The organism is Flavobacterium sp. FG19 (genome assembly GCF_057809475.1).
Map to the genome: position 1 here is coordinate 93,112 of NZ_JBMDKA010000015.1, position 20,738 is coordinate 113,849.

16 protein-coding genes are annotated in these 20,738 nt (G+C 36.0%); 8 read left to right on the forward strand and 8 right to left on the reverse strand.

The annotated features are described in order from the left end of the window. Positions 1-83: 83 nt before the first annotated feature. The gene (locus ACODST_RS15965; RefSeq protein ID WP_488933098.1) at positions 84-1,124 is read right to left on the reverse strand and encodes a bifunctional transcriptional activator/DNA repair enzyme AdaA; all 1,041 of its coding nucleotides are present in this window, start codon (positions 1,122-1,124) and stop codon (positions 84-86) included. A 2-nt stretch (positions 1,125-1,126) separates the two neighbouring features. After that, positions 1,127-1,903: an isocitrate lyase/PEP mutase family protein gene (locus ACODST_RS15970; RefSeq protein WP_488933099.1), complete on the reverse strand. Its 777-nt coding sequence runs from the start codon at positions 1,901-1,903 to the stop codon at positions 1,127-1,129. A gap of 447 nt (positions 1,904-2,350) precedes the next feature. Between ACODST_RS15970 and ACODST_RS15975 the strand changes: the two genes are divergently transcribed. From ACODST_RS15975 to ACODST_RS15990, 4 genes are read left to right on the forward strand one after another with little or no spacing between them, the layout of a single operon-like run. Further along, on the forward strand, positions 2,351-5,023 hold the full coding sequence (locus ACODST_RS15975) for a TonB-dependent receptor (RefSeq protein WP_488933100.1): 2,673 nt from the start codon (positions 2,351-2,353) through the stop codon (positions 5,021-5,023). Positions 5,024-5,040: 17 nt separating this feature from the next. Beyond that, positions 5,041-6,348: a DUF4876 domain-containing protein gene (locus ACODST_RS15980; RefSeq protein ID WP_488933101.1), complete on the forward strand. Its 1,308-nt coding sequence runs from the start codon at positions 5,041-5,043 to the stop codon at positions 6,346-6,348. A gap of 10 nt (positions 6,349-6,358) precedes the next feature. After that, the gene (locus tag ACODST_RS15985) at positions 6,359-7,957 is read left to right on the forward strand and encodes a DUF6850 family outer membrane beta-barrel protein (protein ID WP_488933102.1); all 1,599 of its coding nucleotides are present in this window, start codon (positions 6,359-6,361) and stop codon (positions 7,955-7,957) included. Between the two features lie 3 nt (positions 7,958-7,960). Further along, positions 7,961-9,103, forward strand: a complete 1,143-nt coding sequence (locus tag ACODST_RS15990) for a cytochrome-c peroxidase (protein WP_488933103.1) — start codon at positions 7,961-7,963, stop codon at positions 9,101-9,103. A 158-nt stretch (positions 9,104-9,261) separates the two neighbouring features. On the opposite strand, the gene ACODST_RS15995 is transcribed toward ACODST_RS15990, so the two are convergent. The 4 genes from ACODST_RS15995 to ACODST_RS16010 form a co-directional block, all read right to left on the reverse strand. Then, entirely contained in the window at positions 9,262-9,669 is a 408-nt protein-coding gene (locus ACODST_RS15995; RefSeq protein WP_111287353.1) for a hypothetical protein, read from the reverse strand. 164 nt (positions 9,670-9,833) lie between these two features. After that, on the reverse strand, positions 9,834-10,853 hold the full coding sequence (gene pheS / locus ACODST_RS16000; RefSeq protein ID WP_488933104.1) for a phenylalanine--tRNA ligase subunit alpha: 1,020 nt from the start codon (positions 10,851-10,853) through the stop codon (positions 9,834-9,836). Positions 10,854-10,967: 114 nt separating this feature from the next. Continuing rightward, complete coding sequence (locus tag ACODST_RS16005) at positions 10,968-11,492, reverse strand: hypothetical protein (RefSeq protein ID WP_488933105.1); 525 nt, start codon at positions 11,490-11,492, stop codon at positions 10,968-10,970. Between the two features lie 105 nt (positions 11,493-11,597). Further along, positions 11,598-11,954, reverse strand: a complete 357-nt coding sequence (locus ACODST_RS16010) for a hypothetical protein (RefSeq protein ID WP_488933106.1) — start codon at positions 11,952-11,954, stop codon at positions 11,598-11,600. A gap of 370 nt (positions 11,955-12,324) precedes the next feature. Here ACODST_RS16010 and ACODST_RS16015 point away from each other — a divergent pair, with 370 nt between their 5' ends. The 4 genes from ACODST_RS16015 (at position 12,325) to ACODST_RS16030 (ending at position 16,182) form a co-directional block, all read left to right on the forward strand. After that, entirely contained in the window at positions 12,325-12,870 is a 546-nt protein-coding gene (locus ACODST_RS16015) for a CvpA family protein (protein ID WP_488933107.1), read from the forward strand. Between the two features lie 289 nt (positions 12,871-13,159). Next, on the forward strand, positions 13,160-14,260 hold the full coding sequence (locus ACODST_RS16020) for a helix-turn-helix domain-containing protein (protein WP_488933108.1): 1,101 nt from the start codon (positions 13,160-13,162) through the stop codon (positions 14,258-14,260). A gap of 247 nt (positions 14,261-14,507) precedes the next feature. Continuing rightward, entirely contained in the window at positions 14,508-15,500 is a 993-nt protein-coding gene (locus ACODST_RS16025) for an alpha/beta fold hydrolase (protein WP_488933109.1), read from the forward strand. 7 nt (positions 15,501-15,507) lie between these two features. Beyond that, complete coding sequence (locus ACODST_RS16030; protein ID WP_488933110.1) at positions 15,508-16,182, forward strand: hypothetical protein; 675 nt, start codon at positions 15,508-15,510, stop codon at positions 16,180-16,182. A gap of 418 nt (positions 16,183-16,600) precedes the next feature. On the opposite strand, the gene ACODST_RS16035 is transcribed toward ACODST_RS16030, so the two are convergent. Next, entirely contained in the window at positions 16,601-19,009 is a 2,409-nt protein-coding gene (locus tag ACODST_RS16035; protein WP_488933111.1) for a glycoside hydrolase family 95 protein, read from the reverse strand. A 224-nt stretch (positions 19,010-19,233) separates the two neighbouring features. After that, positions 19,234-20,730, reverse strand: a complete 1,497-nt coding sequence (locus tag ACODST_RS16040) for a family 43 glycosylhydrolase (protein ID WP_488933112.1) — start codon at positions 20,728-20,730, stop codon at positions 19,234-19,236. Positions 20,731-20,738: the final 8 nt, after the last annotated feature.

Here is a 20,738-nt window from a genome sequence, read left to right on the forward strand (position 1 = left end):
TTTCGGCTCCTTTTTATTTAGAAAATATTCTAAACAGGCGTGCTGTAACAGCTGTTTTCTGAATTACTTTTAAAAACAGGTTTTTACTTATGGGTTTGTTCCAGTTCGAGCAGCCACTTTTTCCGCCATAGTCCGCCTCCATATCCGGTGAGTTCGCCATTTGATCCTATGACTCTGTGACACGGAATGAGTATGGAAATCCTGTTCATGCCATTGGCATTGGCCACCGCTCTTACAGCTTCGTTTTTATTAATAACAGCCGACTGTTCTTTATAGGATCTTGCTTCTCCGTACGGTATTTTGGTTAAAGCGTTCCATACGAGCTTTTGAAAATCGGTTCCGGGTGAAAAAAGGGGAATGCTGAATTCTTTTCTTTTTCCGCTGAAATACTCACTGAGCTGGGATTCTAAAACTGAAAAATGTTCATTTTCTCCCTGAACGATAGAAGCATTGAGTATTTTCGCCAAAGTTTTAAACTCCGTTTCCAGCATTTTCCTGTCCGTAAATTCAAGAAGGCAGATTCCTTCTTTAACAGCGCAGGCATACATAGTTCCCAACGGTGTTTGTATTCTTTTAAGATCGATTATAGTATGGGTCCTGCTGTTTTTTGGCGAAACTCCAAATACGGATTTGAAAGAATCATTAAATCCGCTCAGGGATTCATAACCCGAATCAAAAGCGGCAGCTGTTATACTTTCGCCTTCTTTAATTTTTTTAAAAGCATTGTTAATACGAAACATTCTTTGGTATGCCTGAAATGTCATCCCGTGATTTTTTAAAAACCAACGCCGCATTTTACTGGGTTCAATACCGCGCTTTACCAAATCATCATCTTTAAATTTTAAAGACGGATCTTGAGATAATTCCTTTAAAATTTCTTTTATAAAACCGGGTGTTTCATTGAGTTTTTCAAGCGGACAGCAAACCTTGCAGGGTCTGTACCCTTTCAATATCGCGTCTTTTGATCGGGTAAAAAACTCTACATTTTCCCGTTTCGGCTTTCGGGCCGTGCAGGTCGGCCGGCAGAAAATTCCGGTGGTTTTCACCGCCGTAAAAAAAACACCTTCAAAAGAAGAATCTTTTTTTACTGCCGCTTCATACATTATATCCTCTGTCAGTTTCATAATCAGGATTTAAAAACAGGAGCAAAACTATGCTGTTCGACTATCTCTTTAGTGATGTTTTCCAGACAGCGGTCAAGATAAGCATGTACAAAATTCCCCATGCTGATACGCTTAACACCGCATTCTTTTAATTTATCAAAATTAAGAAGATCCGGCATACACATTACATTTACGGGCAGTTTTGTAAATCTGGTAATTTCATTTATATCTTTTTCGCGGGTAATACCGGGCAGAAAAATTCCGTCTATACCGGCCGTTTGATAAAGTGCCGCTCTTTCTTTTGATTCTTCCAAAGCATTCGGAAGATTTAAAAGAAAAGCATCACAGCGTATATTGACAAAAACAGAAATATGGGCTGATTTTAAACCTTGTGAAATTGTTTTTAGTTTTGCTGTAAAATCAATGGCATTTACTATTTCACGTCCGGACTTTAGTACTATTGAATCTTCGATATTAATTCCTGCGGCACCCATTTTATGTAATTGTATAATATTCGAAATGATTTCTTCGGGATTCTTTCCATAACCTCCTTCCAAATCTACCGTTAACGGGATTTGAATAGCTGACAGAATTCTTTTTATCATAAAGAAATAATCCTCAAACGGCATTTTTTCGCCGTCTTCATATCCCAGTTCAGCGGCGGCGGCGGCACTTGATGTACCTATTGCTTTAAATCCGAGTTTTTGATATTGAAGCGCACTTTGTACACTCCATACATTCGCCAGCAATAAGGGCTCATTACCATAATGCAGCCTCCTAAATTCTTCAAAATTTGTCATAATTTATCGTGTTGATCCATGCAAAAATATCCCGGATATACTTGTACACACAACCGAAAAATTGACAACTATTTTTTTTAAAGACTGAAATGTGTACAAATTATAGTCTGCTTTTTAAGAACAAAAACTTAAAAAACCATTAGTAAAATCTCGTTTTTTTGACATCAAAAACAAAAAAATCAAAACAATTAACCAGAAATATTTTGTTTATAAGTACATCATACCTACATCGCACTTAAAAAAATCTGACTGTTTACTCTTACAAAACAATTACTGCAGCATTTACCTGTTTACCAATTAGATACAACTTCATTTTTTATAGATACTAAATGCTTTTTTCTCACAAAACAAAATATCCCAAATAATAGAATCCCTTATTTTTCATTGCTTCACAAAGAAATCTCAATAAATTTGCATTATTATTTTTATTGATTCTAATTAAACACAATGCGTTCTGTTTTACTTTTCCTCTTCATTTCCTGTACCGTTTTTTCTCAGCGCGTTATTACGGGTAAGGTAATAGACAAAGAAATTTCTTCTCCCTTATCGGGAGTACTAATTCGGGACACAAAAACGGATAACTGGACTATTTCAGACAAAGACGGAAACTTTAAAATTTCTTTTGCCTACGATCAAAACATTGAACTTAATTTTTCTGTACTGGGAAAAAAAGACATCAATGAAACTTTAAAAAGTGACCAGAATTCAATTACGGTTTATCTGGAAGATAATACCCTGCGTTTGAAAGAAGTTATTGTTACAGCAGAAAAACAAAGACAATATTCTGAACTCACTTTAGGAAAAAATGCTATTAACAACGTTCAGGCTTTTTCATTAGATGATGTTCTTAAACAGCTTCCAGGTCAGACAACAACAAGTTTTAATCTTAATCAGTTTAAAAATATTGTATTCCGGACTGCCAGCGTTACTTCTATTAACTATTCGGCAAAAGCATTTGGTACGTCTTTCGTAATGAATGACATACCTATTTCCAATAATGAAAACATGCAGGCTTTTAACCCAAATTCAGGTCTTGGAGATTCGTTCGGCATAGGACAAAATATTTTTACCAATACCGATTCGGGAGTAGATTTAAGAGAGATCTCAACTAATAATATAGAAGAAATAAAGGTTATTCAGGGAATTCCTTCTGCTAAATATGGCGATCTTACCTCAGGGCTTGTTTTAATAACCACCAAAGTCGGCAGCAGTCCTTATCGTGTTTCTGCTTCCATAAGAGATGCAACGTCTGAACTGAACCTTACTAAAGGTGTTAAATTCAACGCTAACCATTCTATGAATTTCGCCGTCAATTATCTGGACTCCAAAGCTGATCCGAGAGATAATATTTTAAATTATGAAAGAATAAACGGAAACCTGTCCTGGCAGTATAAAAACAATGATGCTACTATAAAAAACACGGTAACTTCTTCATTCAGGACGAATCTGGATGATTCAAAAAGTGATCCTGACGACATTGGCGTTCAGGTAGTAAAAAATGAAAAAACGGGTTTTTCTATTTCAGACAATTTCATGTGGAAACCTAAAAATTTATGGGTAGATGGTATTAATGTAAATGCCAGTTTCAGTTATGACAGGCAATTCTCCCGCAGGGAAAAATGGAGAAATTCTTCTGCTTCTGCAGCAACAGACAGTTTTGAAGAAGGAATCCATGAAGCTGTTATTGTTCCGTCGCAATATACAAGCGTCAGTACGGTAGAAGGTATTCCTGTTTCAACCTTCCTGACACTGGAAGGTACCAAAACACTGAGTGGTACATCGGGCTGGGTTCATAGTCTGGTTTTTGGGGTTTCAAACCGAACCAGTACCAATAAAGGTGAAGGCCGAAAAAATGCCACTGAAGGTTTATTAAATTTTTATACCCTTACCAATGAAGGAAACAGCGTTATAGGCTACAGAGATTACAACTTTAATAATGCCAAAACAGAATATCAGTTATCAGCTTATATTGAGGATAAAATATTTAAAAAATTTGCCCGCAATCAGGTTTTAAATATCGACCTGGGAGTGCGGTTTGACAATCAGTTAGGAGATATTTCATTACAGCCCCGTATCAATTCATCCTTTACATTTAATGAAACATTCAGGGTAAGAAGCGGATTAGGAATGTCGTCAAAAGCACCTTCTTTAAACCAGATTTATACCGGTGAACGGTATTTTGATAAAATAGTAGGCAGCGGTATTTATACGTATCCGGGCCTTTATCAAAAAGCCTGGATTCAGACTATCATCGCTCCCGGGGACAATTTGAATTTAAAACCAAGTAAATCATATCGGACTGAAATTGGACTGGATGTAAAATTACCTTTTGCCTCCGTGAATTTCACGGGGTACTACAACAAATTATACAATGGTTTTTCCGGTCAAAAAATCCCAGTTTACAGAGAAATTCCGAAAGCTGAAATTATTGTTACAGGAACAGATCTGCCCTATTATCAAATCGTAGGAACTGAAAAATATTACTATTTTAATAACAGTCTTACCAACAGCAACAGTTCAGAAGATAAAGGTGTAGAAGCAATTATCAGTTTTAAAAAAATAGAATCACTGAATCTTGACATTAGTATGAATGCTTCTTATACCTATACCAAAGATTTTTCGGATGTCAGAGAATACTACGCTTCAACCAATCTATTATCAGCAGAAAGGTATGGTGTATTCAATCCCCGTAATAGTCTGACCGACAATTTTACAACAAGTTTCAATTTCAATTATCATATTCCGGCTGTTGGTTTACTGGTATCGATGAGAAGCGAGCATATTTTACTTCGAAATTCAAGGAACCCTACAAGTAATTATCCAAATGGTTATTTAGATGCTGATCTTGTTTATCATGAAATTCCGGTTGAAGACCAGACGAATACCTTAAAATACGGACATCTTATCAAACAATCAGCTGAAACTGAAAATAAGCTGAAAAACATGCTGCACAATTTTCATCTAAGGGTTTCCAAAGATTTTTTAAATGGTTTTAGTGTGTCTCTGTATGCTACTAATTTCCTAAATCTAAAACCATTTTATATTGATGATTCCGGCAATAAAATATTATCAAACATTGCCACTTTTTCATTTGGAACACGACTTGACTACAAATTTTAAACTAAATATATATTACTATGAAAAAAACATTCCTTATTTCTATAACATTCCTTCTGGGATTACTGATACAATCCTGCAGCAGCAGCGATGATGAAGCCTTAACGCCTGTAAATTTAACGATCTCACTTAAATACGATGAAACATTCAATAATCTGGCCGTAAAAAACGCCACTGTTGTTCTTGTAAATAATGAAACCGGAAATAAGTATACTGTAGAAGCAGATGCCACAGGTAATGCGCTTTTCAGTCAGATTTTACCAGGAGTTTACTCGGTTTCTGCCACTAAAGTGATGTTATCTGCAGAGTTCACCGAAACATTTGGTTATACACCAGCTGAAGCCGAAATTAATTTTAATGGTGCTGAAACCAGTTTGCTTGTAAATGCAGAAACCGGTTCAAAAGAAATCACAATGAAAACAGCAAGAGTGGGGGATTTTGTAATAAAACAGATTTACTACGGAGGTTCTGACACAAAAAAAGGAGCTGTTTTCAGAGACCAGTTTATTGAGATTTATAACAATTCAAATGAAGTTCAGTATGCCGATGGATTACTAATTGCACAGTTATATGGTTCCAATGTTTCAACTGTTTATGCTTACACGCTTTCTACAGGACAATTCGACTGGAGTAAATCTGCAGATATGACTTTAGGCGACGATGCCAATACCAATTATGTCTATGCTTCTAATGTTTTTAGAATTCCCGGAAATGGTACTGAATATCCGGTACAGCCAGGAAAAAGTATTGTAATCGCTCAAAATGCTATTAACCACAAAACAAACTATACCGATAATTCAGGAAAAACAGTAAGTATAGTGGAACCTGATTTAACAGTAGATTTAAGCGGGGCTGATTTTGAATCTTTTTTAGGAACATATCTTGGCGATCTTTATCAATTTGACATGCAAAATCCGGCAGTGCCTGATTTAGAAATTGCTTACTGGGGGAACGGAAACAATGATATGATCCTGGATCCAAACGGAAGACAGGCCATTGCAATTTTCAACATGAATGCTGCTGACCTTGCCAGTCTGAAAAGCTATAAAAATCCTAAAGGTGACAAGAACTTATATTTACAAATTCCACATTCAGTACTTACAGATGGTGTAGAACTTACAAAAGATTTAGGTTCAGGTTTTGTACCTAAAAAACTGCCGGCAGAAATCGACGGGGGAAATACTTATTTAACAAGCGGATCTTATTCTTCAAAATCGGTTATCAGAAAAACCAAAACCACAATTGGCGGAAGAATCGTTCTTCAGGACACCAATAATTCTACTAATGACTTTGTAGAAATAACAGCAAATCCAAGAGGATTCAACTAAATTTTCAGTAATGAAAATCAAAACAAATACATTTTTACACACAAGAAGTAATGCCTGGAGATACCGGGCATTGCTACTTTTGTTTCTTTTCTTTTCTTTTTCTTCGATAGCACAAGACAGTATTTCGGTATCAAATCACAGCATTGATTCGCAGATTAAAAACCAGCTGTTTAAATATCCTGTTAATTATACCAATCGCTTTATCAGGGATTTTACGTTTACAGAAGTATCTTATGGATATCAAAAAAACGGGTTTTCCAGAAAACAGACAGCAGCTGAAATAAACACTTATCAATTTTTGGCTCAGGGTTATTATACCACAAAATCGAAATGGAAATTGTTTGGTGATTTATCATTAAAAAAAATAGATGAAAAAAATTTAGGATGGGTACTTTCTGATGATCGTTCTGAAGAACAGGAAGTTATTGCGCCTCATTATTTTTTTGTTCCAAGAAAAGCCAACTGGACCAATCAGGAATATAAAATAAGCGGTGGAATTTCAAAAGATATTACTAGAAATATGGCCGTAGCTGCAAAGCTCCATTACAATGCAGCGAAATACAGCCGAAATCTGGATCCAAGACCTGAAATTATTTCAAGAAACATTGGCGGGGAACTACAGCTTGGATATCAGTTAAAAGAAAATCACAAAGTTTTTGCCCTGACGGAGTATTCCCGGGCAGATAAAGATTTTTCATACCTGTACAAAAATGACCATGCTAATGTCGAAGCAAATCCGGATACGTATCTAAGATTCAATTCAGGTTATGGCAGAATCTTAAATTATTTCAAATCTGATTATTACGGAGGTTCACGATTTCTCTATAAAGACGTACAAAATAAAACAGGACTGGGTTACAACTTTAACAGCAAAAATACCGGCTTAACTATTTTATATTACCATCTGAAATCAGAGAATGTTTTTTACACGAGTATTTTTCCAACTGAAGACCGTGAGCGGCTGACATTTGAAACTACTACCCATCATGCTGAAATGTTTGCTTTTCATAAATGGAATAAAAAAGAAATCAAATCAACCTTAAAATTTGACAAAAGTGAAGGCCGGAATTATGATGTAAAAAACAACGGGTATAATTACAAAAACAGTTTAAATGCTGCTAACTGGCTGACTTCTCTATCTCAAAAAACAGGTTCGCATATTGATTACCTCCTTGGAGTAGATATTCTTTATCAGCAAAATCAATACAGCGATATCATGGCCAGCAATGATCTTGAAATAAATTCGCTGAATACCGGAATTTTTGCAAGTAAGGATTTTTCTTTGGGAAAAAGCAAACTGAATTCAACTGTAAGCTTTAATATGTATTTCCCTCTGTCTTCAAAATTAGAATATTATGATACTTCAGGCGGTACAAATGCCGCTTTTCTTAATGAAGTCATTATTTATGATTATGCCGTCAATACGACAAATTATTTTGCGCCGGCGTTACGTTTAGAATACAGTTACCCGACAAAAAACAACAAAACAGTGGTTTTCTTTACCAACTTCAAAGAGAAAATCGCACTTAAAAAACAAACTGATTATCCGGTCAGTTTTAATACGAATACCACCTATTGGGTTCAAATGGGTGTACAATTAAATTATTAAAGAATGAAAACAAAATTAATTAGTATAGGAGCAATGATCGTTTCACTCATCATGCTTTCTTATGCTAAGATTGAACCAAACAACTTATCTATTGCCGAATTAAAAAGACTATACAGCAGCGGCGATTTTCAAAAATGGCCAAAGCCTGAAGTAGACTCTATAGTTTACACTCAAGGATTTGAAGACATCGGCATTTTGGGCAAACCTGAATTCCCGGAAAACAATCCGTATACCGAAGAAAAAGCCGAATTAGGCAAAGTACTCTTCTTTGATCCCAGATTATCCAAATCCGGTCAGATTTCATGCGCCAACTGCCACGATCCTGAACTAAACTGGGGCGATGCCAGAAGAGTTTCTTACGGAGAAGACAGACAGCAGGGAACCCGAAATGCACCAAGTTTACTCAACATTGCCTATTCTAAAGTTTTCTTTTGGGATGGAAGAGCCAAATCTCTGGAAGATCAGGCGAGTTTCCCAATACAAGATGCTAAAGAAATGAATTTTCATATTGATTTAGCTACCAAACGATTAAACAAAATAAAAGGCTACAAACCGTATTTTAAAAAAGCTTTCGGAAAAGAAAAACTAACTCAGGAAGAAATTCTAAAAGCTATTGCCACTTTTGAAAGAACCTTAATCAGTCCAAAAAGTAAATTTGACAGATTCATTGAAGGAGATTCTACTCAATTAACCAACAAACAAGTTCTAGGTTTACATTTATTCCGAACCAAAGCAAGATGCATCAACTGCCACAACACAGCCAATTTTGCCGATAATAAATTTCATAATGTCGGTCTAACCTATTACGGCAGACAATACGAAGATTTGGGAAGATACAATGTGACTGGCAAAGCTGAAAATGTAGGTGAATTTAAAACGCAGTCTTTACGCGGGGCGGCTCAAAATGCGCCTTACATGCACAACGGTTTATTTCCGAATTTAAGAGGTGTTTTAAATATTTACAACGCCGGAATGCCGCAGCCCAAACGAAAAGAAAATCAGCTTAATGACACTTTGTTTCCAACGACTTCTAAACTGATAAAAAAATTAGACCTAAACAAATCAGAATTAGATGCTTTGGAAGATTTTATTATGAGTTTATCAAGCACAGGATATAGAATGAAACAGCCTGTTTTACCGCAGTAGTTTTTTTTTAAAGAAAATAGAATATAGAGAATTGAGCATAGAGAATTGAGGATAGACAAAAAAAGAGAATCAAAAAGCAGTTTTTATAATACTTTCTTGATTCTCTTTTATTCTCAAAGCAGAGCAATCTATTTTCTATACTCTATTTTCTATATTCTCTATTTCACCATAATCCCTTCCACAAACAAAATCGGCACTTCTTCTGTTTTGTTTTCGTCAAGCGAATTGGCTTTGAATATAAATTTCTTATCGTACAAAGTATTTCCGATGAAGAAAGTGACCATGAATTCGTTATTTAAGGCTAAAAGACTTTTCTCTACCAACTCTATCTTTACAACAGAAACCGATGGCACCTCAACAAAAGCATGACGCAGAATCGAAGTTTTTTTCATTTCGCCGTCAATAGTTCCAAATGCTTTTGAAACTACCATTACGCTGTCTAAATTGAAGTCACTGTCATTAACCAAATAAGCGTACCAAACTTTCTCCATAAAATCGTCGCTCCATTCCTGCACTGCGGCAAGAAATACGTTTTCGACTTCCGGAATTATTATATCTTTTTTCATGTATTAAATTTTAAAAACCTTTGTCAAAGTCTGAAACTTCAACAAAGGTTTGTTTATTGTAAAGGTAATTTATAACGTAAAGCCTTAGCCCTGATGGAAGCGGCATCCTTTTGTCTCGTTTTTTCAACGAGACAAAAGATACAGCGGACAGCAGGAAACAGCTCCTAAATATTAGCTTTAAACTGCTCTAAGAAACGAACATCATTTTCGTAGAACATTCGGATATCGCCAATTTGGTATAAAAGCATTGCGATACGTTCTACTCCCATTCCGAAAGCAAATCCGTTGTATTCGTCTGGATTGATATCACAGTTTTTCAAAACGTTTGGATCTACCATTCCGCAGCCTCCAATTTCCAGCCAGCCTGTTCCTTTTGTAATACGGTAATCGGTTTCTGTTTTTAGTCCCCAATAAATATCAATTTCAGCACTTGGTTCTGTAAATGGGAAATAAGACGGACGAAGACGAATCTTAGATTTTCCGAACATTTCTTTTGTAAAATATAATAATGTCTGTTTCAAATCGGCGAAAGACACATCTTTATCAATGTACAATCCTTCCACTTGATGGAAAATACAGTGTGAACGAGATGAAATCGCTTCGTTACGGAAAACACGCCCCGGAGAAATCGTACGGATTGGCGGTTTATGATTTTCCATATAACGTACCTGAACTGATGATGTGTGCGTACGCAGCAGCACATCAGGATTGGTCTGAATGAAAAAAGTATCCTGCATATCTCTTGCCGGATGATATTCCGGTAAGTTCAATGCGGTAAAGTTATGCCAGTCATCTTCGATTTCCGGACCTTCAGAAACGTTGAACCCGATGTTAGCAAAAATATCGATAATCTGATTTTTTACGATAGAAATCGGATGACGAGAACCAATAATTACCGGTTCAGCAGCACGAGTTAAATCGCCAAAAACTCCTTTTGATTCTTCTTTGCTTTCTAAAGCTTCGGCAATAGTTTTAACTTTACCTTCGGCTGTATCTTTTAAAGCGTTTACTACCTGACCAAATTCTTTTTTCTGATCGTTTGGAACATTTCTAAATTCGGCGAAAAAATCATTTAAAATTCCTTTTTTTCCTAAGAATTTTATACGAAATACTTCTAGTTCTTCTGCATTTTCAGTTGAAAAAGCTTCTGCTTCGCCAATATATTCTTTAATCTTATCTATCATTTTCCTTCAATAATTGAAATACAAATTTAGTGTTTTTAGTTTAAAATGTGTGGTCACAGTCGCAGTTTTAAGAATTTTACAACTGGATTAAAAAATTCAGGAGAAATTTTTCAATTACCTGATCAGTTCCATTTTATTTTCAATTTCCCTGACTTTTTTCAGCCAGTAATCAATGCCTTCCTGATTTTTAACCATTTCTTTCTTGTAGTTAGAGGAAATCCGACCTAGTTCATACCAGTTTTTATTGGCATCCCTGTCTCTTTCACTTTTCGTCTGCGGTTCGATTCTTGTGCGCCAAAAATCCATATTTTTAAGATAGGTTTCTTTTAGTCCTTCAAAATATTCGATTAGTTTTTCTTTTGAATTGGGAATATAGCCGGGACCACTACAGCCACAGGAATGAAATGTAATCCCAACGGAATATAAACTTTTAATATGTTCCCATTTTTTAAGATCGTCTTTTTTAGGCGATTCAAAGTCCAGTCCCATATTCGCCATTAATTCGCTGCATTGCGGACATTTGGCTTCAAAACCGGACTCACCTGTTTTTATATCCTTAAAAAGCCTTCTTTTAAAAGTCTTCCGACAATTAAAACAGGCGTAATGAGGTTTATGGGAAGTCATGGCGTATCTACACATTCTTTTAGTAGTCACGGTTCAGGGTTTTTAGTGGTCAGTGACGTACTTAATCACAGTTTAAAATACTGTACACTAAGTAGCTGAATACTGAACACTAAAAAAAATCTAATCAATAAGCTGTCGTTCTAAAAAATAATTCACAATCGCTTCTTTCATTAAAACCGATTGCTCTCCTGCTTTTAACGATGGTAATTGTTCTTTTATTTTATAATGGGGCCATCCTTCGGCATCAAAATATTCAAATTCGTAATAGCCATAAGGCTCTAATAATCGGCAGATGGCAATATGCATTAGATTTAATTTTTCGTCTTTTTTAAACTGACGGTGCACTTTTCCGAATTCCTGAACACCAATCAGGTAAATTATGGCATCCAAATCTAAATCTTCGCCTTGCGAAAACTGATTGGAAAGTATATCGACGAGCTTTTCCCAACGCTCTTTTAATTGTATATCTCTGGACATTATGTGATTTTAGATTGTTGATTTTAGATGTTAGATTGCTGAAAAACTGATTCTGAAGGGGGCAGAATCGCAGTCCAATTTCTAATTTTGATTTGCAAAGATACATAGTTCAATACATTGCACCTAAAAATTTTAAACACATAGAAACATAGTTTTTTATTTCTGCAAAAAAAGTAAACCAAAAGAAACTAGTTTCTAACACATAGCTATGTTTATTAAAACAAGTGAAACGCCTTTATACAGTTTTGAAACTATGTTTCTATGTATTGAAATTTATCTCATTTTATAAAACCTCTGAACCTTTGCCACTCTGAACCTCTGAACCTCAAAAAAAACCTATCTTTGCGCCTTTATTAAACACCCGCAAAACATGAGTTTTTTTGATATTATTGTGGCCGCTCTTTTAGGCTATAGTTTGTATAAAGGCATTAAAAACGGACTTTTTGTAGAAGTCGCTTCTTTTATTTCGTTGTTATTAGGAATTTATCTGGCGATTAAATTTTCGTCTTTAATGACTGGAATGATTTCAAAACATGTTTCCTGGAATCCAACTAACATTCAGATTACCGCTTTTATCTTAACTTTTATTCTGGTCGTCATCGGCGTTTATTTCTTAGCCAAAATTTTAACCGGAATTGCCGATTTTGCCATGTTGGGATGGATGAACAAATTAGGCGGTGGATTTTTCAGGGTTTTAAAAACCATCTTAATCCTGAGTATTTTTATTGCTTTGTTTGAGAAAATCAATTTCAATAATACTTTCGCAAAAAAGGAAACGCTCGACAATTACATTTTTTATAATCCGGTAAAAAAAGTGGCTTCTTTTGTTTATCCATCTATTGAAAAATGGTACGAAACGTTTAAAAAAGAACATTCGCAAAAACCGGAAGAAGAAAAAGAGCAGACAGAAAAATAATATTTATATCGTAATTAAAAAGCCTCAGCGAGGCTACATATCTATAGAAATTAAACCGTACGAATGTAAAGAGCTCCAGCGGAGCGACATATTTGAATTGTAAATAATTTATATGCCGCTCCGCTGGAGCTTTATGCTGTAAATGTCTATTTTATTCTATAAATATTTCGCTTCTATGAAGCTTGTTTTTTAATAACCTATACAAAACACCACAAATTCAAATATTTGCAGGAAATATTTTATCTTGCCCGAAATTTCCAACAACCGATTTTAATCAAAAATCCAAACCATGTTGTATCTAACGGGCATTATAATCACCTTTTTTCTGGTTGTTATTCTGGCAAGCAAAAAGAACAAAAGCGATGCCGATAAAATTCTGGCGCTCTGGCTGTTTTTTACAGGTTTTCATTTGTTTCTCTATTACCTGCATTACCAAAATGATTTTTCCTCTTTTCCTTTTCTTTTGGGTTTAGAGCTTCCAATGCCTTTACTGCAAGGACCTTTTTTGTATTTGTACACTACTGCACTGACCAGTCAAAATCAGAAAAAGAAATATAATGTAGTACACTTTCTGCCTTTTCTGATTGCGGTTTTAATTCTGATGCCTTTTTATTCGCTTTCTTTTGAGGAAAAATTAACCGTTTTTCAGAATGACGGAAAAGGATACGAAAACCTGATTCTCATTTTATACAGCACTATTTTAATTTCCGGAATTGCGTATTCGTTACTTTCACTTCAAAAACTTTCGAAACACCGAAAAAACATTTCAGATCAATTCTCCTTTACTGAAAAGATTAACCTGCGCTGGCTGCAGTATTTAATTCTGGGATCAGGTATCATCTGGCTCGTTGTTATTTTTTATGAAGACAAACACATCTTTTCTGTTGTCGTTTTTTATTTAATGTTTATTGGCTATTTCGGAATCAAACAGGTTGGAATTTTCACGAATCAGATTGCTGCCGAAAATGTTATCTTAAATATTCCTTTCTATGAAAATGTTGAAATTGAAAACAGTCCGGAAAAAATCAAATACGAAAAATCCAGTCTGAGTTCAGAAGAACTTCAGTCTATTCATCAAAAACTAAGTGAGATCATGCAGACTGAAAAACTCTATAAAAGTCCTGATTTGACTTTAGCGGAATTATCTCAAAAACTAGATGTTCATCCTAACATTTTATCTCAGGTTATTAACTCGGCCGAAGGGAAAAACTTCTATGATTACATCAATTTACAGCGTGTAGAGGAATTTAAAAAACGGATTCTTTTACCCGAAAACGAAAAATTCACTTTACTTTCTGTTGCCTTTGAATGCGGTTTCAATTCAAAAACCGCGTTTAATAGAAACTTCAAAAAAGCAACCGGACTTTCTCCTTCAGAATTTTTGAAATGATTTTTTTAAACACATAGAAACATAGTTATTCTTTGTGTTGAAAGGCATTTCATTTGCAATAAAAAACATAGCTATGTGTGAGAAACTAGTTTCTTTTAGTTTTCTTTTCTACTCAAACAAAAAACTATGTTTCTATGTGTTTAAAATTTTAACCTCAAAGCATATAAAACTGGAACCACCTTACAAGTTGGGGCGACCAGCATGCTGACGGAACGCATCTTTGCAGAAATTTTAATCAATTCCTGCCATGAAAACCAACTTACTTTACTCAGCCGTAATGACTGTTTCTATTTTCTTTTTTATTGGATGTGAAAATGAAAATAATATTGACGAATCCGGAAATCTGGTTCCGAAAACGGTCGATGAAGATCCGTCGCTTCCTTCCATTTTTGTGAATGGAACACAACTTCATTCTGAAACCTTTGGAAACCCCAATGATCCAATGTTGCTCTTTTTACACGGCGGTCCTGGCTCTGATTACCGAAACGGATTAAATGTACAACAACTCGCAGATGACGGTTTTTATGTCGTTTTTTATGATCAGCGTGGTTCGGGATTATCGAAAAGACATGACAAAAAGAGTTATTCCATTCAGCTGGTTCTGGATGATTTAACCGAAGTCATCAAATTCTACAGAACTTCTGCTAATCAAAAAGTTTTTCTTTTCGGGCATTCCTGGGGTGCCATGCTGGCTTCCGCTTATGTCAATCAGTATCCCAATGCTATCAACGGCGTAATTCTTGCAGAACCGGGCGGACTCAATAAACAACTCCTTGATGAATATGGCGAAATGAGCCGTAAAATCAATATTTTTTCTGAAGTCACCAGTAACCTTTTGTATGTCGATCAGTTTTTGACGGGAAAAGAAAATCAGCATGCTATTTTAGATTATAAATACGGAATCTCTTCGAGTTTTACTTATGCCAAAGGAAATGATGAAGGAATTCCCGGCCCGTCTCCGTTTTGGAGAATTGGCACCACCGTTCTGGAAAGTTTTGTGGATATTTCAGAAAATGAAGGATTTGATTTTACTACCAATCTGGATCAGTATCAACCGAAAGTTTTGTTTTTATACGGTGAACTGAACAAATCATACGGACTGAGTTTTGCCCAAAAAGAAGCTGCTTATTTTCCGGTTTCTGAAATCGCAGAAGTAAAAGGAACTGGACATGAAATGATTTATTTTAAGTGGGAAAACGTAGAACCTTTGGTGTTGAATTATTTAAATAATCTAAAATAATTCGACTATGAAAGCAATAGTAATACTCATCATATCTCTCCTTTCACTTCTAACTTCTCACATTTCACAAGCGCAAGCCATTAACTGGAAAAGTCTTCAGGAAGATCAAAAACATATTTTAAACGTCAATGCCGGCTGGGATTATAGCTTTGTTTACGGATTGAGTTACGGTTATCATTTAAAAACCGAACTGCCGATTATTCTTGAAAGTTCTTTTACTTTAGCTTCTGGCGAGGTTATTTTTGATGATTTTAAAACTAAAATTGGCGCACAAATCAATGTTTATCAAATAAACCATTTCCATTTCAATGCCTCGTTTCACGGAATTTACAGACGTTATGGAAATCCACTGGTAACATTACAGAATTTTGGTGCCGATGCCGGAATTGTTATCGGTTATTATAAACCAAAATGGTTTGCTTCTGGCGAATTTGGTTTTGATAAAGCAATTGTAACACATTTTAAACATTCTGATATTTACAAAGCAGTTTATCCAGAAGTAAAAAATGGCTGGTACGAACCTTCAACAGGTAGAAATTTTAATTTTGGAGTTCAGGGCGGTTATTCTTTCAGCCGAAGTGATATTACTTTAAGAGCTGGAAAAGTGATGACGCAGGATTTTAAAACTACGCCGTTGATTCCCTTTTATGTACAATTGGGGTATAATTATAAATTGGATTGATTTTTTTTTAAACACATAGAAACATAGATTTTTTTTTCAAATTAATGGAAGGATAATATAAAAAGCTAGCTTTTACACATAGCTATGTGAATTGATGCAAGTGAAACGCCTTTCTACGCAAAGCCAAACTATGTTTCTATGTGTTTAAAACTATTCCTAAAAACAAACCCGACAGTTAGAGAGCCTCAGAGAGGCTAAATATTTATAGAAATCCAATTACACAAAGAGAAAAAGCTCCAGCGGAGCGACATATTGATTACGAATATTATATTTCGCTCCGCTGGAGCTTTGTATTGTAGATGTCAATTCAATTCTATAAATATGCTGCTTCTCCGAAGCATATTAAAAAAACAAACCGGACAGTCCCGAAGCCTCGGGATAAAACCTGTCCGGTTTAATTATAAAATTGAATATCGTTTTAAAAATTGATTTCTTTATTTTCTCCTTTTTTCAAAACAATCTCTTGTTTTTTATCACCAAAAATCAAAGTCGCTTTTCCTCCATTTTTAGAAGAAACAATCACTTTTTCCGTTTTTTTATCCTTCCAGCTCATTTCGATTTCAAATCCGCCTCTGGCACAGATACCGTTTACAGAGCCTTCTTCCCAGGCATCCGGCAAAGCAGGCAATAATCGGATTTCGTTTTCGTCTGACTGTACTAACATTTCAGCAACTGCTGCTGCGCCTCCAAAATTACCATCAATTTGAAAGGGCGGATGCGCATCGAATAAATTCGGGTACGTTCCTCCTCCTCTTCTTGGTTTTTCTGTTTTCTTTCCATCCGGGTCTACATAACGAAGTAGTTCTCTAAACATTTTATAAGCACGGTTCCCGTCCCAGAGTCTTGCCCAAAGATTGATTCTCCAGCCTTTTGACCAGCCAGTGGTTTCATCACCTTTTATTTCTAAGGTTTTCCTTGATGCTTCTGCTAAATCCGGTGTTTTTAAAGGCGTAATATGATCGCCCGGGAAAAGTCCGAATAAGTGGGATTGATGACGGTGTTTCGGGTCGTTATCATCCCAGTCAAAATACCATTCCTGCAGGTTTCCTTTTTTACCAATCTGATACGGATGCAGTTTTGAAAGTGCTGTTTCCAGTTTTTTTCTGAAATCGGCATCTGTATTCAGTACTTTTGAAGCTTTTATCGTTTTGTCAAAACATTCGCGGATCATAGCCAAATCAGCAGTTCCTCCGTATAAGGTAGCCCCAACAAAGCCGTCTGCCAGTTTATATTGGTTTTCTGGTGATGTTGACGGTGAAGTAATTAAGTTTCCGTTTTTATCAGGAACTAACCAGCCCAGACAAAATTCAGCTGCGCCTTTCATTAAAGGGTAACCTTCTTTTTTTAAATAAGCAGGATCTTGTGTGAAGATGTAATGCTCCCAGATATGGGTACTTAACCAGGCACCAGCCATTGGCCAGCAGGCCCACATAGGTTCTTCTTTTCCAAACTGTCCAACCGGATTGGTCATGGCCCAGATATCTGAGTTATGACCTGCCGCCCAGCCTTTGTTTACGCCGTAAAAAGTTTTAGCAGTTACTTTTCCGGTTACGGAAAGGTTTTTTATAAAACTCAAAAGTGACGAGTGCATCTCTGACAAATTGGTGTTTTCTGCCAGCCAGTAATTTTCCTCTACATTGATGTTCATCGTATAATTACTACTCCAGGGCGGGTTTACATATGGATTCCAAAGTCCCTGTAAATTGGCCGGAACACCCAACGTTCTGGAAGAACTAATTAACAGATAACGTCCGTAATTGAAATACAGAATTTCGAGATTTTTATCCTCCTTACCGTCAGCATAACGTAATAAACGTTCGTCTGTTGGTAAATCCGGCGCAGTTGTTTTTCCTAAATCCAGACTGACACGATTGAAAAACTTCTGATAATCGGCAATATGGGATTCTTTGAGTTTAGCAAATGGTTTTTCAAAAGCCTTGTTCAGGTTTTGAAGGGCAATAGATACGTCATCTAAACCTTCGCTTGCAGGATTTTTATCAAAACCATTAAAACTGGTCGCCACCGAAACAAAAATTACAGCTTCTGTAGCATCTTTTAAACTTAGGGTTTCTCTTGAACTCGTAATCTTACCATCAGTTTTTTTAATTTGGACTAAGCTCGTAAATCTTGTTCCTCTTTCTTTTAAATTGAGGTATTTTGGTACCACATTATATCCTGCGTTTTCATTAATGGGTGCTGATCCCGTTAAGACCAAAATATTGTTTCGTACTTCTACATTCGATTTTAAAAGGCTTTTGAGATTAATATCAAAATTTAGAGCACCTTTCTGATCGGCTGTCAATTTAATGATCATTATTTTATCCGGAGCCGATACGAAATATTCACGGGTATATTTTATACCAGCTACTTCATAACTCACTTTTGAAACGGCATTCGAAATATCCAGTTCACGATGGTAATTCACCGCTTTTCCTTTTTCGGAATTATTGATTTCCAAAGTCCCCAGTGGTGCATACTTTTCAGAGTTTTTACCCTGAACTTTTTTATTGAGTTCTTCGGCCAGTTTGTAGTTTTCGTTTTGCAAAGCTTCACGAATTGCCGGAATGTTCTTAAAGGCTTCCGGGCTCATATTGGCATTTACGGGTTCGCCCGACCAAAGCGTAATATCATTCAGATAAATTTTATCTGAATTGGCACCTCCAAAAACAGTGGCGCCCATTTTACCGTTTCCTAAAACCAAAGTCTCTTCAAAAAATTCAGCGGGTTTGTCATACCATAAAACATGTTTGGATTGTGCTGATGCATTTAAAAAGAAAAAGGAAAATACGAAAACCGGAAATAGTTTTTTGATAAAAATTGGATTCATATATTGCATTTTAATTTTTTATAAGTGTTGTTTTTACAATATTAATCATTCCTTTGGAATTTCTATCTATATTATCCTAACAGGTTTTAAAAAACCTGTTAGGTATTTTCAGTCTGATTCTCTGCTTTGTTTAAAAAGTATATTTAAATTTCATTCCTAATCCTTTTTCAAATCTGCCTAAAGGTTTTAAAACAACTTAATTAAATTTACTGCCCGCTAACTTATCAATCAGCTTTATAAACAAAATTCTTAAATACGGCCTGTCCTTCTCCAACAGCGGAAAGTCCCAGACGCAGGCTCATAAAACCACTCAGTACATTGTGATGGAATGCCGAAACCTCGGCTGAGTTTTCAATTTTTGTCCACTCCCTGCCATCAATACTATAAAACATATTGACAAGCTGTTCTTTCTTTTGCAAGCGAAGAAACAAATGTGTTTTGTTAATTCCTTTTTGAGTCGGAAACTGCCAGGATCTCAGTATTGCCAAAATATTTTCTTTATCGGCTGCAATTCCGGTATAAAGCTTACTGTCGTAAAACAAAATAAGTCCTGCTGTTGTATTTCCTTCTATCTCAACTTCAACTTGGGCAGTATAGGAATGATCGGGAGGCGTGCATAAAAGAGGGGAACTTTCTCCTATATTTTTTCCTTTTGCTTTAAGTAGTAAACCTTTATCTGACAATTGAACTCTTTGTGGATCAAACTCATTAAAAAACTGCCATTGCGGTCTGAGCTGTATTGTTGAAAAATCATCTGAAAGTGTAAAACCGCTTTGTATTTCTTTTCCTGACGGTTTTTTTATCGGCTTTTCGGTTTTGATATTCTCCGGGCTTTTAAACCAGCCGTCCTTTGTCCATTCTACAGGTTCCAAAAGAGTCTGCCTTCCCATGTTATGATAGCCGTTTTCGTAACCGTGAAAAACCATCCACCATTTTCCGTTTTTATCATCAATTAAAGTTGCATGGCCTTTTGACCACCATTTTTCAGATGAAGATGCCGTTCTTATAATGGGATTATAAGGCGAATTTTCCCATGGACCTAAAGGTGACTTAGATCTTGCAGAAATTACCATATGACTGGTTGCCGGGCCGGCCGTTCCGCCTTCTGCAACGGTAAGGTAATAATAGCTTCCCCGTTTCAGCACTTTTGGGCCTTCCATACAAAAACATTCGATTGACCATTCAGACGGGATTTTCCATCCGTCATAAACATGTTTCCCTTCACCGGTAACAGACAGACCGTCTTTAGACAACGGTACATAATCTCCGTTACTGAAATACAGGAATCGATTTCCTTTTTCATCTGTAAAATGTCCGGGATCGATATTCCCTATTTTTAAATCGACGGGATCACTCCAGGGTCCGTTTATGGAATCTGCCCAAACGACATAATTGGTTTCGTTTGCCGGAAAATAGATGTAAAACTTATTGTTATACTTCACTAAATCGGGTGCCCAGACAGAACCCACACTTTTTTTAAGGGCGTGGGTAACGGGTTTCCAGTTCACCAAATCTTTGGAAGTCCAGATTAGTAAACCGGGATAATAATTAAATGACGAATGTACAATGTAATAATCTTCACCATCCCTAATAATAGAAGGATCAGCATAATCTCCTGCGAATACCGGGTTTTGATAAAATCCTTCAATCGTTTTGGCTCTCTGCTGCTGAGCATTGATGGCAAATGGCAGGCAGAATAGAAGAAAGAGTATCTTTTTCATCGTTGTTC